Source organism: Jannaschia sp. Os4, assembly GCF_016820245.1.
Classification (GTDB): Bacteria; Pseudomonadota; Alphaproteobacteria; order Rhodobacterales; family Rhodobacteraceae; genus Jannaschia.
Map to the genome: position 1 here is coordinate 69618 of NZ_JAFCAR010000004.1, position 14827 is coordinate 84444.

The 14827-nt window shown below is 72.7% G+C and carries 13 protein-coding genes; 9 read left to right on the top strand and 4 right to left on the bottom strand.

What is annotated here, in order from left to right; genetic code table 11:
* The first annotated feature begins 2 nt into the window (after positions 1-2).
* From JQC91_RS09245 to JQC91_RS09255, 3 genes are all read left to right on the top strand, one after another.
* On the top strand, positions 3-1652 hold the full coding sequence (locus tag JQC91_RS09245) for an alpha-glucosidase (protein WP_203286553.1): 1650 nt from the start codon (positions 3-5) through the stop codon (positions 1650-1652).
* Positions 1653-1727: 75 nt separating this feature from the next.
* Positions 1728-2846: a sn-glycerol-3-phosphate ABC transporter ATP-binding protein UgpC gene (gene ugpC, locus JQC91_RS09250; RefSeq protein ID WP_203286554.1), complete on the top strand. Its 1119-nt coding sequence runs from the start codon at positions 1728-1730 to the stop codon at positions 2844-2846.
* Between the two features lie 80 nt (positions 2847-2926).
* Positions 2927-4555, top strand: coding sequence for a hypothetical protein (locus JQC91_RS09255; RefSeq protein WP_203286555.1), 1629 nt, complete (start codon positions 2927-2929; stop codon positions 4553-4555).
* Between the two features lie 9 nt (positions 4556-4564).
* On the opposite strand, the gene hpt is transcribed toward JQC91_RS09255, so the two are convergent.
* The gene (gene hpt, locus JQC91_RS09260) at positions 4565-5104 is read right to left on the bottom strand and encodes a hypoxanthine phosphoribosyltransferase (protein ID WP_203286556.1); all 540 of its coding nucleotides are present in this window, start codon (positions 5102-5104) and stop codon (positions 4565-4567) included.
* An 83-nt stretch (positions 5105-5187) separates the two neighbouring features.
* Here hpt and JQC91_RS09265 point away from each other — a divergent pair, with 83 nt between their 5' ends.
* Together JQC91_RS09265 and JQC91_RS09270 are read left to right on the top strand one after the other, a co-directional pair.
* Positions 5188-5643 carry a type II toxin-antitoxin system RatA family toxin gene (locus tag JQC91_RS09265; protein ID WP_203286557.1) on the top strand — a complete coding sequence of 152 codons (456 nt, stop codon included), beginning with the start codon at positions 5188-5190 and terminating at the stop codon, positions 5641-5643.
* A complete protein-coding gene (locus tag JQC91_RS09270; protein ID WP_203286558.1) occupies positions 5640-6887 on the top strand; it encodes an MmgE/PrpD family protein in 1248 nt (415 codons plus the stop codon). The genes JQC91_RS09265 and JQC91_RS09270 overlap by 4 nt, the downstream gene beginning before the upstream one ends.
* On the opposite strand, the gene JQC91_RS09275 is transcribed toward JQC91_RS09270, so the two are convergent.
* Genes JQC91_RS09275 through JQC91_RS09285 form a run of 3 tightly spaced genes read right to left on the bottom strand, consistent with a single transcriptional unit; the run spans position 6860 to position 8921 of the window.
* Positions 6860-7330 (bottom strand): CinA family protein, encoded by a 471-nt coding sequence (locus JQC91_RS09275; protein ID WP_203286559.1) that lies wholly within the window; start codon positions 7328-7330, stop codon positions 6860-6862. The genes JQC91_RS09270 and JQC91_RS09275 overlap by 28 nt on opposite strands.
* A complete protein-coding gene (locus JQC91_RS09280; protein WP_203287490.1) occupies positions 7327-7809 on the bottom strand; it encodes a phosphatidylglycerophosphatase A in 483 nt (160 codons plus the stop codon). Before JQC91_RS09280 ends, JQC91_RS09275 begins: the two co-directional genes overlap by 4 nt.
* Positions 7809-8921: a bifunctional 2-C-methyl-D-erythritol 4-phosphate cytidylyltransferase/2-C-methyl-D-erythritol 2,4-cyclodiphosphate synthase gene (locus tag JQC91_RS09285; RefSeq protein ID WP_203286560.1), complete on the bottom strand. Its 1113-nt coding sequence runs from the start codon at positions 8919-8921 to the stop codon at positions 7809-7811. The genes JQC91_RS09280 and JQC91_RS09285 overlap by 1 nt, the downstream gene beginning before the upstream one ends.
* 169 nt (positions 8922-9090) lie before the next feature.
* Between JQC91_RS09285 and dusB the strand changes: the two genes are divergently transcribed.
* From dusB to JQC91_RS09305, 4 genes are all read left to right on the top strand, one after another.
* Positions 9091-10077 (top strand): tRNA dihydrouridine synthase DusB, encoded by a 987-nt coding sequence (gene dusB, locus JQC91_RS09290; protein WP_203286561.1) that lies wholly within the window; start codon positions 9091-9093, stop codon positions 10075-10077.
* Entirely contained in the window at positions 10074-11138 is a 1065-nt protein-coding gene (locus JQC91_RS09295; RefSeq protein WP_203286562.1) for an ATP-binding protein, read from the top strand. Before dusB ends, JQC91_RS09295 begins: the two co-directional genes overlap by 4 nt.
* Positions 11139-12491 carry a response regulator gene (locus JQC91_RS09300; protein WP_203286563.1) on the top strand — a complete coding sequence of 451 codons (1353 nt, stop codon included), beginning with the start codon at positions 11139-11141 and terminating at the stop codon, positions 12489-12491.
* 88 nt (positions 12492-12579) lie between these two features.
* The gene (locus JQC91_RS09305) at positions 12580-14814 is read left to right on the top strand and encodes a PAS domain-containing sensor histidine kinase (RefSeq protein WP_203286564.1); all 2235 of its coding nucleotides are present in this window, start codon (positions 12580-12582) and stop codon (positions 14812-14814) included.
* Positions 14815-14827 lie beyond the last annotated feature (13 nt).

Here is a 14827-nt window from a genome sequence, read left to right on the forward strand (position 1 = left end):
GAATGACCGCGACCGCAGAACAGCTCCAGCCCGCCGCCGACCCGAACTGGTGGCGCGGCGGCGTGATCTACCAGATCTACCCGCGCTCCTATCAGGACAGCACCGGGGACGGCGTCGGCGACCTCGCCGGGATCACGGAGCGGCTCGACTACGTCGCCTCGCTCGGCGTGGACGCGATCTGGATCAGCCCGTTCTTCACGTCGCCGATGAAGGACTTCGGCTACGACGTCAGCGACTACCGCGACGTCGATCCGATGTTCGGCACCTTGGACGACTTCGACGCGCTGGTGGCGAAGGCCCACGGGCTCGGCGTGAAGGTCATGATCGACCTCGTGCTGTCGCACACGTCCGACCAGCATCCGTGGTTCCAGGAGAGCCGGACCTCCCGCGACAACCCGAAGAGCGACTGGTTCGTCTGGGCCGACCCGAAGCCCGACGGCACGCCGCCGAACAACTGGCTGTCGATCTTCGGCGGAACCGGCTGGCAGTGGGACGTGCGGCGGCAGCAATACTACTACCACGCCTTCCTCACGTCGCAGCCGGACCTGAACTTCCACAACCCGGACGTCCAGGACGCGGTGCTGGACGTGACGCGCTTCTGGCTGGAGCGGGGGGTGGACGGCTTCCGCCTCGACACGATCAACTTCTACTTCGTGGACGACGAGCTGCGCGACAATCCGGCGCTCCCGCCCGAGCGGCGCAACGCCAAGATCGCGCCCGCGGTGAATCCCTACAACCATCAGGAGCACCTGTTCTCCAAGAACCGGCCCGAGAACCTCGGCTTCCTCAAGCGGTTCCGCCTCCTGCTCGACGAGTACGGCGCCTGCGCAGTGGGCGAGGTGGGCGACGCCCAGCTCGGGATGGAGCTTCTCGGCCAGTACACCAAGGCCGGGACCGGCGTGCAGATGTGCTACGCCTTCGACTTCCTCGCCGCCGACCCGCTCACCGCCGCCCGCGTGGCGGAGGTGTTCGAACGGCTGGAGGAGGTCGCGCCGGACGGCTGGCCCTGCTGGGCCTTCTCCAACCACGACGTGCAGCGGCACGTCACCCGCTGGGGCCTGTGCGAGCAGGGCGCGCGCTGCTACGCGACGCTGATCCACGCCCTGCGCGGCTCCGTCTGCCTCTACCAAGGCGAGGAGCTGGGACTGTCGGAGGCGCGCCTGTCCTTCGAGGACCTGCAGGATCCCTACGGCATCGAGTTCTGGCCCGAGTTCGCGGGCCGCGACGGCTGCCGCACCCCGATGGTCTGGGAGGCCTCGAACACCAACGGCGGCTTCTCGGAGGCCAAGCCGTGGCTCCCCGTCGCCGCCGAGCATCTCGGGAACGCGGTCTCGCTGCAGGAGGAGCGCGAGGACGCGCTGCTGCACCACTACCGCGCGGTCATCGGGCTGCGGACGTCGTCCCACGCGCTGCAGGAGGGCGACCAGACCGGCCTCCGCGCGGATGGCGACATGCTGTCCTTCGTCCGCGAGGCCGACGGGGAGCGCATCTTCTGCGCGTTCAACCTCGGCGGCGCCGAGGTCAGCGTCCATCCGCCCGAGGGCGAATGGCGCGCGATCGAGGACATCGGCGCCTCGGAGCCGGGGGAAGGGGGCCACTTCGGCGGCATCCACCTCGGGCCGTGGCACTACACGCTACTGCGCGCCGTGTGACGCGCGCGACCGCGTCCCGAGGGAGGGGGCGCGGCGAACGACCAACGGGCGCGGAGGCGCCGAAGGGGAGGGGACATGGCGAACCTGAAGCTGACCGACGTCTCGAAGGTCTACGGGGGCGAGGTGGAGGTCCTGAAGGACATCGACCTCGACATCACCACGGGCGAGCTGATCGTGTTCGTCGGCCCGTCCGGCTGCGGCAAGTCCACGCTGCTGCGCATGATCGCGGGGCTCGAGCGGATCTCGGGCGGCACGCTCGAGATCGACGGGCAGGTGGTCAACGACATCCCGCCCTCGGAGCGGGGCATCGCGATGGTGTTCCAGTCCTACGCGCTCTACCCGCACATGACGGTCCGCGAGAACATGGCCTTCGCCCTGAACCTCGCGAAGATGCCCAAGGCGGAGGTCGACGCCGCCGTCAACGCGGCCGCGCAGAAGCTGGACCTGACCGAGTACCTCGACCGCCTGCCCAAGGCGCTGTCGGGCGGCCAGCGCCAGCGCGTCGCCATCGGGCGCGCCATCGTGCGCGATCCGAAGGTCTACCTCTTCGACGAGCCGCTCTCGAACCTCGACGCGGCGCTGCGAGTCCGCACCCGGATCGAGATCGCGCAGCTCAAGGAGCAGATGCCCGACTCGACCATGATCTACGTCACCCACGACCAGGTGGAGGCGATGACCCTCGCCTCCCGGATCGTTGTGCTCGACGCGCTCAAGGACAACGGTCACAAGTACTCCATCGCGCAGGTGGGCGCGCCCCTGGAACTCTACGAGACGCCCAACAGCGAGTTCGTCGCGCGCTTCATCGGCTCGCCCGCGATGAACCTCCTGCCCGGCGAGATCGTCGGGACCGGCGAGACCACGACCGTGAAGGTCGATGCGGGCGGCGGCACGATCACCTCCTCGGTCCCGTCGACGCCGGAGGACATGGGCGCCCGCGTCAACGTCGGCATCCGCCCCGAGGACGCGATCCGCACGGACGGCGCGGACTTCGCCTACGAGGGCAGGATCGACGTGTCGGAGAACCTCGGGGAGGTCACGCTGCTCTACTTCGCGCGGGCGTCGGAGCAGGACGACCTCGTGATCGCCAAGCTGCCGGGCGTCCACACCGGCCTGCGGGGGAACGCCGTGCGGATCACCGCGGACCCGGCCAAGGTCCACATCTTCAAGGACGGGCGCTCGCTGCGGTACCGGTAAGGGCCGCGCGCGCACCCCGCGCGCGCCCGAACGCAGCCGCAATCGGGCTCTAGCCGGGCTCCCGTAACCGGGAGTCCGCCATGTCCGTCAAAGCCCGCCGCAGCGATGCCGTCGCCGACGCGCCCCTCGTGGCGCCCGATCCCGCGACCGATCCCCGGACCGGTCCGTGGACGACGCTGCACCGCCTCGCGCTCGTGGCGGCGGGCCTCGGCCTGTCGGGGCCGATGGCGGCGATGATGCGCCACGTGCTCGACGTCGCGGGCGCGTGGAGCGATCCCGCCGGGCACCTCGCCCTGATCATGGGCTTCGGCCTCGCCCTCCTGCCGGGGGCGATCCTCGCGCTGCCGCCGCTCACGCCGCGGTTCGTCGCTCGCCCGCGCAACGCCCTCGGATGGATCGCGGCGATGGCGCTCGTCCTCGTGGCGTCGATGGTCCCGGCGGCCGCGCTCGGGATCGGGGCCGCGTCGGCGGGCGTCGCCGACCTGTCCGGGACCGAGACGTTCGAGGCCTTCCGTCTCGCGGGGACGGTCGCGCTGTCGGCGACGGCGATCCTCGCCCTCGCGGCCATCGGCGAAGCGCGGGTCACGCCGCCGGCGCCCCGCACGCTCGCGCTGCGCTTCCACCTCGTCGTCCTGGCCCTCGTCGGGGCCGGGCAGGCGATCGCGATCGGCGCGCTCTTCCTCGGCCCGTTCGCCCAGGAGGGGAGCATCGGGATCGCGCTCCGCGTGCTCGCGGCGCTGTCGCTGACGCTCCTCGTCGGGCGCACGATGCCGCGCTTCGTGTCGGCCCCGTCGCGCTGGTATCACTGGTTCGGGCTGCAGTGGTGGGCCACCTTCCCGGCGACCATGGCCGCGACCTTCGCGCTCGCGCCCGTCGCCGAGGCGGTGGCCGCCGAGATCGTCGCCGGCGGCGCGCCCGGCGCGGCGATCGCCGGGGCCATGCAGGCGCTCGTGTCCGGTCCCGGCCTGCTGCTCGGCCTCGCGGTGTTCGGCATCGGCACCGTCGCCCTGATGCCGAGCGCCGCCTTCGTCATCCTCGAGGCGCCCGAGGTGCTCCGCCGGAAGTACGACGGCCCGACGGGCGAGGAGATGGTCCGCGCGGAGGCCGAGGCGCCGCGCCGGGTCCGCAAGAAGGCCCACGCCCGCGACCTGTCCATCCCCGCGATCGGCCCGATGATGGGCGCCTACGCGGCGGCCGACTGGCTCGTGATGCGCGCGCTCGGGCTGGCCGCGTTCGGCGCCGCATACCTCCAGTGGCAGGTGCTCCAGAGCGATGCGGCCGTGGTCGACTACCTGCAGATCGACCTCGTCGCGGTGGAGCACCAGATGTGGCTCTACGTGGCGATGGGCGTCGCGCTCGCGGTCCCCTTCGTGCTGCCGCGCTACATCTCCCGGCCGCACCGCGTCCTCGGCGGCTTCCTCAAGGCGGCGGTCATCGTGGTGGCCGCCTACATGCTGCTGCCGACGGCGACCGCCGTGATCGAGGCCTACACCCCGAACGCGTATCACGGCGTCCTCCTCGCCGCGGTGCCGAAGGTCCTGAAGGCGGTCTGCGGCATCGCGATCACGGCCGCGCTGCTGACCTCGTTCTTCAAGCAGCTGGGCGCGCTCCCGAAGGAGGACGGACCCGACGCCAAGGTGAAGATCGCCGAGGATGATCTGCGCGCGCTCCGCCACGCCCGGCTCCAGATGCAAGGGCCAGGGCACTAGCGCGGGGGCCTAGCCCCCGGTGATCTGCACCGCGCCGATAAAGGGCAGGTTCCGGTTCCGCTGCGCGTAGTCGATCCCGTAGCCCACCACGAAGGCGTCCGGGATCTCGAACCCGGTCCACGTCGCCCTGACGTCGACCTCGCGCCGCGTCGGCTTGTCGAGCAGCGCGATCGTCTCGAGCCGCGCGGGCGACCGCGACCGCAGCAGGTTCGTGACGTGGTGCAGCGTGTGGCCCGTGTCGACGATGTCCTCGACGACGAGGACGTCGCGCCCGCCGATCTCGCCCCGCAGGTCCTTGAGGATGCGCACCTCGCGGCTGCTCTCCATGGCGTCGCCGTAGGAGGACGCCTCGAGGAAATCGACCTCCACCGGCAGGTCCAGCTCCCGCACGAGGTCGGCGATGAACACGAAGGAGCCGCGCAGCAGCCCGACGACCACGAGCTTGTCCGTCCCCGCGTAGGTGGCCTCGATCTCGCGCGCGAGCTCCTCGATCCGCGCGGAGATGCGCTTGGCGCTGATCATCTGCTCGATGGTGTAGTCCTGCGGCATCCGGCCCCCCATGTGCGACCGGCGGACCGATCTTGCGCCCCGCGCGTTGCCACGCCACACCCCCGCGAAGCAAGGGAGAGCCCATGCCCCGCATCGACGAGACCCGCGTCCTGCCCTACACGCCCGCGCAGATGTACGATCTGGTCGCGGACGTCGCCCGCTACCCCGAGTTCCTGCCGTGGACGGCCGCCGCGCGCATCCGGTCCCGCAAGGACATGGGCGATCACGAGGTGATGGAGGCGGACCTCATCGTGGGCTTCAAGGGCTTCCGCGAATCCTTCGGCAGCCGCGTCTCACTCTACCCGGGACAGCGGCGCATCGAGACCGAGTACATCGACGGCCCGTTCCGCCACCTGAAGTCCGAATGGTCGTTCAAGGACCACGCCGAGGGCTGCGAGGTGCGGTTCTGGATCGACTTCGAGTTCCGCAACCCGATCCTGCGCCGCGTCATCGGCGCGGTGTTCGACGAGGCGATGCGCCGGACCATCGGCGCCTTCGAGACCCGCGCCCGCAAGCTCTACGGGTCCTCCGCCGCGTGACGCGCATCGCCGACGCGCTGCTCGCCTGCCGGGCGCTTGCCTACGGCGACCGTGACCGGGCCGTCCTCCGCCTCTCGCTCCTCGACTGGGCGGCCTGCGCCATCGCAGGGGCAGGGGAGCCGGTCGCGCGGGCGGCCCAGGCGGCGGCGGACGCGCCCGGCCTCTGCGCGGTGGTCGGCGGACCGGACGCGATCCCCGCGCAGGCCGCCCTCGCCAACGCGACCACCGGCCATGCGCTCGACTACGACGACACGCATTTCGACCACATCGGCCACGTGTCGACCGTCGTCGTCCCGGCGGCCCTCGCCGCCGCGCAGGCGCAGGGGGCCGGGTGGACGACGTTCGAGCGGGCCTGCTTCGCCGGGGCGGAGGCGGCGGTGCGGATGGGCGTCTGGCTTGGGCGCGCCCACTATCAGGCGGGGTTCCACCAGACCGCAACGTCCGGGGCGTTCGGAGCCTGCATCGCGGCCTGCCATGCCGCCGGGCTGGACGAGGCCGCCACGCGGCACGCGCTCGGCCTGACGGCCAGCCGCGCGGCGGGATCGAAGGCGCAGTTCGGCACGATGGGAAAGCCCCTCAACGCGGGCATCGCCGCCCAAAGCGGGGTCGAGTGCGCCCGCCTCGCCGCCCTCGGCGCGACCTCTGCCGACGACGCGCTCGACGGGCCGCAGGGCTTCGGCCCGACCCACGCGGGCGAGGGCGCCCCCATCCCCGGGGAGGCCCGCTTCCACGCCGTCGCCCACAAGCTCCACGCCTGCTGCCACGGCCTCCACGCGCCGCTGGAGGCGCTCGCGCTGGCCCTCGCGGACGGGGCCGACCCCGCCGCACCCATCACGGTCACCACGCACCCGCGCTGGCTCAAGGTCTGCGCGCAGCCGGACCCAGCCACGGGGCTGGCGGCGAAGTTCTCGTTCCGCCACGCGCTCGCCCTGCGGGCCGCGGGCCATGACACGGCGGCGCTGGACACCTTCTCCGACGCCTTGGCGACCGACCCCGCCCTCGTCGCGGCCCGTCGGCGCGTCACGGTCCGGACGGACGACGCGCTTGCCGACACCGCCGCCCGGATCTCCATCGACGGGCGCGCGACCGCGTTCGACCTGTCCGACCCGCAGCCGCTGGAGGCTCGCGCGGACCGCGTCCGCGCCAAGGCGCGCGCGCTGATCGGCGAGCGGGCGGACGCCCTCGCCGCGATCGTGGACCAAGGCGACCTGCGCGGCTACGCGGGCGCGCTCTCCGCGGCCTGAGCGAGCAGCCCGAGCGCGTGGTCCCGCGCGGCACGCCGCACCGCGTCGCGGCCCAAGGCTCCGAACTCCACCGTCTGCACCTGGACCCCCCGCGCGTCGGCCACGCCGAAGCACACGCGTCCCTCGGGCTTGAACTCCGACCCGCCCGGCCCGGCAATCCCCGTGATCGACGCGGCGATGTGCGCGCCCGACCGGGAGCGCGCCCCGGTCGCCATCTCGGCGGCCACCTCCTCGGACACGGCGCCGTGGTCGCGCAGGCTCGCGCGGGTGACGCCGAGCAGGGCCACCTTCGCGTCGTCGGAGTAGGTCACGACCCCCCAGCCGAACACGTCGGAGGCGCCCGCGGGGTCCGTCAGCGCGGCGGCCAGCATCCCGCCGGTGCAGGATTCGGCGGTGGCGAGGACCAGCCCCTTCGACCGCGCGACGTCGTGCAGCGCGCTCATCGCACCACCCCGTGCGCGAGCGCCGCGAGCGCGAGCACCCCCAGTGCGGCCAGCACGCCCGCGGCGACGTCGTCCAGCATTACGCCCAGCGGCCCGTGCCGCCGGTCGGCCCAGCCGACGGGGCCGGGCTTCCAGATGTCGAACAGGCGGAAGAGCAGAAAGGCCGCGATCCAGCCGGGCCACAGGGCGTGGACCGGCACGCCCGCGCGCGCCGCGCCGTAGGCGAGGGGGAGGAGCGCGATCCACTGGCCGACGAGCTCGTCGATCACCACCTCGCCGGGGTCGGGGTTCGCCGCGTCCGTCGCGGCGCCCGTGGCCCAGAGGCCGAGGCCGAACGCGACGGCGATCAGGAGGGCGAACGTGACCGGCCCGGCCTGCATCGCCACCCAGCCAAGGGGCAGGGCCGCCAAGGAGCCCCACGTGCCCGGCGCGGGCCGGAGCAGGCCGACGTAGCCCACGGTGGCGACCGCGCGGGCGATCATCGCAGCACCGTGGCCGTGGCCTGCGCCGCGATCCCCTCCTCGCGCCCCGCGAAGCCGAGGCGTTCGGTGGTGGTCGCCTTCACGCTGACCCGCGCGACGTCCACGTCGGCGATGCGCGCGACCTCTGCGCGCATCGCCTCCGCGTGGGGGCCGACCTTCGGGCGCTCGCAGATCAGCGTGACGTCGAGGTTGCCGATCCGCCAGCCCTTCGCCCGCGCGAGGTCGGCGGCATGGCGTAGGAACGTCTCCGACGGCTCGCCCTTCCATCGCGGGTCGGAGGGCGGGAAGTGCCGCCCGATGTCGCCCTCGGCCATCGCGCCGTAGAGCGCGTCCGCCAAGACGTGCAGCCCGACGTCGGCGTCGGAATGGCCCTGCAGCCCGCGGTCGTGCGGGACCGCCACGCCGCAGAGCATCGCATGGTCCCCCGGCCCGAAGCGGTGCACGTCGAACCCGTTGCCCACCCTAACGTCCATCCCGGACCCTCCCAGCAGCGCCTCGGCCCGGGCGAAGTCCCCGGCCGTGGTGATCTTGATGTTGCGCTCGTCGCCCTCGACGATGCGGACGGTCAACCCCGCGGCGCGGGCCACCTCCACGTCGTCCGCCGCCCCGCCGGGGTGGGCCGCGTGCGCCGCCCGGATCGCGTCCGTGTGGAACCCTTGAGGCGTTTGCGCCCGCCAGAGGCCCTCCCGCGCCTGCGTCCCCTCGACTATGTCGTCCCCCCGCCAGAGCGCGTCCGTAATCTTCAGGGCGGGCGCGGCGGCGGGACCGTGGTCGAGCGCGGCGACCACGCGCTCGATGACGGCGCGGGGCACGGTGGCGCGCGCCGCGTCGTGGATCAGCACGCGCGGGGCGGTCACGGCGGCGAGGCCGGCGGCGACGCTGGCGTCGCGGCTCGCCCCGCCCTCGACCAGGACTGCTCCGGGTGCCGCCGCCCGGGCGAGCGCGCGGTCGTCGGGGTGGATGGCGACCACGACCTCGGAGGCTATCCCGTCGAAGGCCGCGAGCGCATGGGACAGGACGGGGCGGCCCGCCACCGCGCGCCACTGCTTCGGCGCGCCGCCCGCCCGCGTTCCGCGTCCGGCGGCGACGATCAGGACGGCGACGTCCATCCAACACTCCCTCAGGTTGTCCGGGGGGTAGGGCCAGACGCCTCCGGTGGCAACAGGACGGGCAGGGGTCGCATTGATTGCACAAAATATGTGCAGACGCCTCCCGATTGGGATAGCTGCCCGCTCCGCAGGCGGGCCATGCCCCGCCCCCCGCCCTAGGAGGACGTCCATGACTCGCGCGCTGCATCCGGGCCTCGCCGCCCTCGGGATGACCACCCCGGTGGCGCTGGCCCCCATGGCGGGGATCACCGACCGCCCGACCCGCGACCTCGTGCAATCGTTCGGCGCGGGCCTCGTCGTCTCCGAGATGGTGGCGAGCCAGGAGATGGTCGAGGCGAAGCCCTCCGTCCGCGACCGCGCCGAACTCGGCATCGGCAAGGGCCTGACCTCCGTGCAGATCGCCGGGCGCGAGGCGCGATGGATGGCCGAGGCGGCGCGCATCCTCGTCGATCGCGGCGCGCCTCTGATCGACATCAACATGGGCTGCCCGGCGAAGAAGGTGACGGGCGGCCTGTCCGGCTCCGCCCTCCTGCGGGACCACGACCACGCGCTGCGGCTGATCGAGGCGGTGGTGGGGGCGGTGGACGTCCCCGTCACGCTGAAGACCCGCCTCGGATGGGACGACGACAGCCGCGACACCGCCGCCTTGGCGGTCCGCGCCGAGGCGGCGGGGATCCGGATGCTCACGATCCACGCGCGCACGCGGTGCCAGTTCTACAAGGGGGCCGCCGACTGGTCCGCCGTGCGCGCCATCGCGGAGGCGGTTTCCGTCCCCGTGCTCGTCAATGGCGACGTCGTGGACGCCACGAGCGCGCGTGCGGCCCTCGCGGCCTCGGGAGCGGCCGGGGTGATGGTGGGACGGGGCGCCCAAGGGCGGCCGTGGCTGCCCGCGGCGGTGGCGCATGCCCTCGGGCACGGCCCGGCCCCGCGCATCCCGGCAGGCGGCGCTTGGGCCGCGATGGTCGCGGGCCACCACGCCGCCATGCTGGCGTTCTACGGCCCCGCGCTCGGCGGGCGCGTCGCCCGCAAGCACCTCGGCTGGGCGATGGACCGGGCCGGCACGCCGCCCGCCCTGCGCCGCGAGGTCCTCACCGCGCCGCCGGACGCCGTGGCCCGCCTGCTTCCCGATGCCCTGAACGTGGCGGAGGCGGCATGAGCGACCCGCACTGGCAGGCCCTCCCGGTGCCGGTGATCGTGCTCGACGCACGGGACGAGGTCGCCGACCTCAATGCCGCGGCCGAGGGGTTCCTCAACCGCTCCGGCAGGGCGCTCTCGGGCCTGCATCTTCCGTCCCTCGTCCAGATCGAGGGCGGCCTCGACGTCGCCACGGCCCGCGTCCGCCGCCAAGGCGCGCCGCTGACGCTGCACGACACCGACCTGCGGGTGGGCCCCGCGCCGGCCATACGCTGCGAGGTGCACCTCGCGCTGAATGGCGAGGACGTCCTCCTGCTGCTGTCGCCGCGCGAGATCGCGGGCCGCCTCGACCGCGCCCGCTCGTCCCGCTCCGCCGCGCGCTCCGCCATCGGGATGGCCGAGATGCTGGCCCACGAGATCAAGAACCCGCTCGCCGGGATCACGGGCGCGGCGCAGCTCCTCGACATGAACCTGTCGGAGGAGGACCGCGAGCTGACGGACCTGATCGTCGTCGAGTCGCGGCGGATCGTGAAGCTGCTGGAGCAGGTCGAGCAGTTCGGCAACCTCCGCCCGCCCCAGCGCCGCGCCGTCAACGTGCACGACGTGCTCGACCGCGCGCGGCGGTCCGCGATGGTCGGGTTCGCCTCTCACATGACACTCCGCGAGGCTTACGATCCGTCGCTGCCCCCGGTCTGGATCGATCCGGACCAGCTGGCACAGGTCGTGCTGAACCTGCTGAAGAACGCGGCGCAGGTGGGGGCGCAGGACGGGCGGATCACGATCCGGACGTTCTACGACGGCACCCTTCGCGTGCGCCGGGCCGACGGGGCCCGTGCCGCCGCGCCCGTGCAGGTGGAGATCGCCGACGACGGGCCGGGCATCGCGCCCGAGATCGCGGCCAACCTGTTCGAGCCCTTCGTGTCGGGCCGCGAGAACGGGACGGGGCTGGGCCTCGCGCTCGTGGCCAAGATCGTGGCCGAGCACGACGGGCTGATCGCGGTGGATTCGGTGCCGGGACGCACCGTGTTCCGCATCTCGCTGCCGCTGGCGGCCAAGGACGAGACCGACAAGGGAGAGGGCTGAATGGACGGGACCATCCTCGTCGCGGACGACGACCGCACGATCCGCACGGTGCTGACGCAGGCGCTGACGCGCGCGGGCTGCAAGGTCCACGCGACCGCGTCCCTGGTGACGCTCATGCGATGGGTGGACGAGGGGAAGGGCGACCTCGTGATCTCGGACGTCGTCATGCCGGACGGCAACGGCCTCGAGACGCTGCCCGAGATCGGGTCGAAGCGGCCGGACATGCCGGTCATCGTGATCTCGGCGCAGAACACGATCATGACCGCCATCCAAGCCGCCGAGGCCGAGGCGTTCGACTACCTGCCCAAGCCCTTCGACCTGCCGGATCTGATGAAGCGTGTGCGCCGCGGACTCGAGCAGCGGCGCCGGACGCCCGCCCCGGCCCAAGCGCCCGAGCCGCTGCCCGGCGACGACCTGCCGTTGGTCGGGCGCACGCAGGCGATGCAGTCTCTCTACCGCCTTGTGGCACGGGTGATGAACACGGACCTGCCGGTGATGATCACGGGCGAGAGCGGGACGGGCAAGTCGCTCATCGCCCGCGCGCTCCACGACTTCGGCGACCGCCGGTCCATGCCGTTCGTGGTGGCGGGCGCGGCCGAGCTCGCGGGCTTCGACGGGCCGGCCCGCGTGCTCGCGGAGGCGAAGGGGGGCACGCTGCTCTTCGACGAGGTGGGCGATCTCGACGCCGAGACGCAGGGCCGGGTGGTCCGGATGCTCGACGCCGTGGACGAGGGGCATGCGCGCGTCATGGCGACGTCGCAGCGCGGCCTCGACGGGATCGACGGCTTCCGCTCGGACCTCTACTGGCGCCTCGCCGGCGCGCAGCTCGACGTCCCCGCCCTCCGCGAGCGGGTCGACGACATCCCGCTCCTCGCGCAGCACTTCCTCGCCCGCGAGGAGCGCGCGGGCGGCCCCGTCCGCCGCCTCTCCGACGACGCGATGTCGCGCATCCGCGCCCATCCGTGGCCGGGCAACGTGCGGCAGCTCGAGAACGCGGTCCGCCGCCTCGTGGCGACGTCGTCCGCCGAGGAGATCTCCGCCCCGGAGGTCGAGGCCGTGCTTGGCCCTGCCACCCGGCCGGATTCCGCCGAGATCGGCGGCGAGGGCCTGCGGCAGGCGGTGGGCCGCCACCTGCGCCGGACCTTCGACCTGCATGGCGGGCAATTGCCCGCACCGGGACTATATCAGCGTGTTCTCAAGGACTTGGAGATCCCGCTGATCGAGATCGCGCTCGACGCGACCGGCGGGAACCAGGCGAAATGCGCCGACCTCCTCGGCATCAACCGCAATACCTTGCGCAAGAAGATCACGGATCTGGACATCGTAGTGACAAGGCGGCGCCGACTGATGTAGGCACGTCACAGGGGCGTTGCGGATCGGGAACAACCCGGCGGTCAAGACCAGCCCCTGCGGACAGGAATCATCGGACGGAGCGCCGCCCATGCGCGCGCCTGCACTCACCTCGCCTTGGGGCGCGCGGCTGTCGCGTCTCTTCGCCGGTCGCCTCTCGCGCCGGTCGCAGACGGCGTTGGCCATCGCGCTCATCGTCACGGCGCCGGTCCTCGTCGTCACCACCTTCGTGGTGCTCGGCCTGCGCGGCGCGGGCGGCTCGGCGGACGCGCTGCGCGCGGTGCTGCTCCTCGACCTGATCTACATCCTGATCGTCGCGTCCATGGTGCTGTCGCGCCTCGTCCGCATGGTGCTCGCCCGCCGCGCCGAGTCGGCGGGCTCGCGCCTCCACCTGCGGCTGACGGGGGTGTTCGCGGGGATCGCGCTGCTGCCCACCATCCTCGTGGCGGTGTTCTCCACGGTGGTCATCAACTTCGGCCTCGAGGGCTGGTTCTCCGAGCGCGTGCGCGGCGCCCTCGGCAACTCGGTCGAGGCCGCGCAGGCCTACGCGCAGGAGCATCGCGACGACCTCGTGGAGGATGCGCGCGGGCTGGCGGGCTACCTCAACCTCGCGCGGCAGGCGCAGTTCTTCATCAACGACGGCGACCTGCGGCAACTGCTCTCGCAGGGCCAGGACCTCGTCCAGCGGGGTCTGGCGGAGGCGTTCGTCATCGACGGGACCGGCGCGATCCGGGCGCGGGGCGACCGCTCCTACCTCTTCGACTTCGAGCCCGTGACCGAGGCGCAGATCGCGCAGGCGCGGGCCGGCGACGTGGTGCTGATCGAGGACGACGCCATCGACGAGTTCCGCGCGCTCATGCGGCTCTCGGCCTACGCGGACCGGTTCCTCTACGTGACGCGCACCGTGGACGGCGAGATCCTCCGCCTGCTCGACGAGACCCAAGAGACGGCGCGCCTCTATCAGCAGCTCGAGGACAACCGCGGGCGGCTCCTGTTCGAGTTCGGCCTTCTCTATCTCGGCTTCGCGCTGATCCTGATTCTCGCCGCGACGTGGGCAGGCGTCTGGTTCGCGGAGCGGCTGGCGCGGCCCGTCGGCCGCCTCGCCAGCGCGGCGCACCGGGTGGGGCAGGGCGACCTCGACGTCCGGGTGCGCGAGGAGGCGGGCGACGACGAGATCGCCACGCTGGGCCGCGTCTTCAACCAGATGACCCATCAGCTGAAGGGCCAGCGCGACGCGCTGGTCGAGACGAACGTGCAGACCGAGCGCCGCCGCCGCCTCTTCGATTCCGTGCTGACCTCCGTCACCGCGGGCGTCGTGGGCCTCGACCCAGAGGGCCGCGTCGACTTCATGAACCGCTCGGCGCAGACGCTGCTCGGGGCGGAGGCGACGCGCCAGTACGGGCGCACCTTGGCCGAGGTCGTGCCGGAGTTCGCCGACCTCTTCGACCGCCTGCGCGACGAGAACCGCGACACCCTGCAGGAGGAGGCCCGCCTCGTCCGCGAGGGCGCGCTGGAGACGCTGCTCGTGCGCATCACCACCCGCGAGGGGACCGACGGGATCGAGGGCTACGTGGTGGCGTTCGACGACGTCTCGGACCTCGTCTCCGCGCAGCGCATGGCGGCGTGGGGCGACGTGGCGCGGCGCATCGCACACGAGATCAAGAACCCGCTTACCCCGATCCAGCTCTCGGCCGGGCGCATCAAGCGCCGCTTCGGGCGCGAGCTGCCCGAGGAGAGCGCGGCGAAGCTTGGCGACCTCGCGGATGTGATCGTGCGCCAGACCGAGGACCTGCGCCGGATCGTCGACGAGTTCTCCAAGTTCGCCCGCATGCCCGAGCCGGAGCGCCGCGACACGGACCTCGCGCAGCTGCTGCGCGACGTCATCACCCTGCAGCGGCCCGCGCTGGAGCCGACGGAGCTCGTCGCGGACCTCCCGCGGGCGCCGGTCGAGGGCCTCTTCGACCAGACGATGCTGGGGCAGGCGTTCACGAACCTCATCAAGAACGCGGGCGAGGCGATCGAGACCCGCGTCGAGCGGCACGGGGACGGGTTCGAGCGGCGGGTCACCGTCACGATGGAGGTGGAGGACGAGGCCGCCCTCGTCCGCATCGCCGACACCGGCATCGGCCTGCCGACCGACCGCGCGCGGCTGTTCGAGCCGTACGTCACCACGCGCGACAAGGGCACCGGGCTCGGCCTGCCCATCGTCAAGAAGATCGTCGAGGAGCACGGCGGCACGCTGGACCTCCGCGACGCCGACCCCGTCGGGTCGAACGAGCACAAGGGGGCCGAGGCGGTGATCCGCCTGCCCCTCGCAACTGGATAAGTATCGAGGGAGA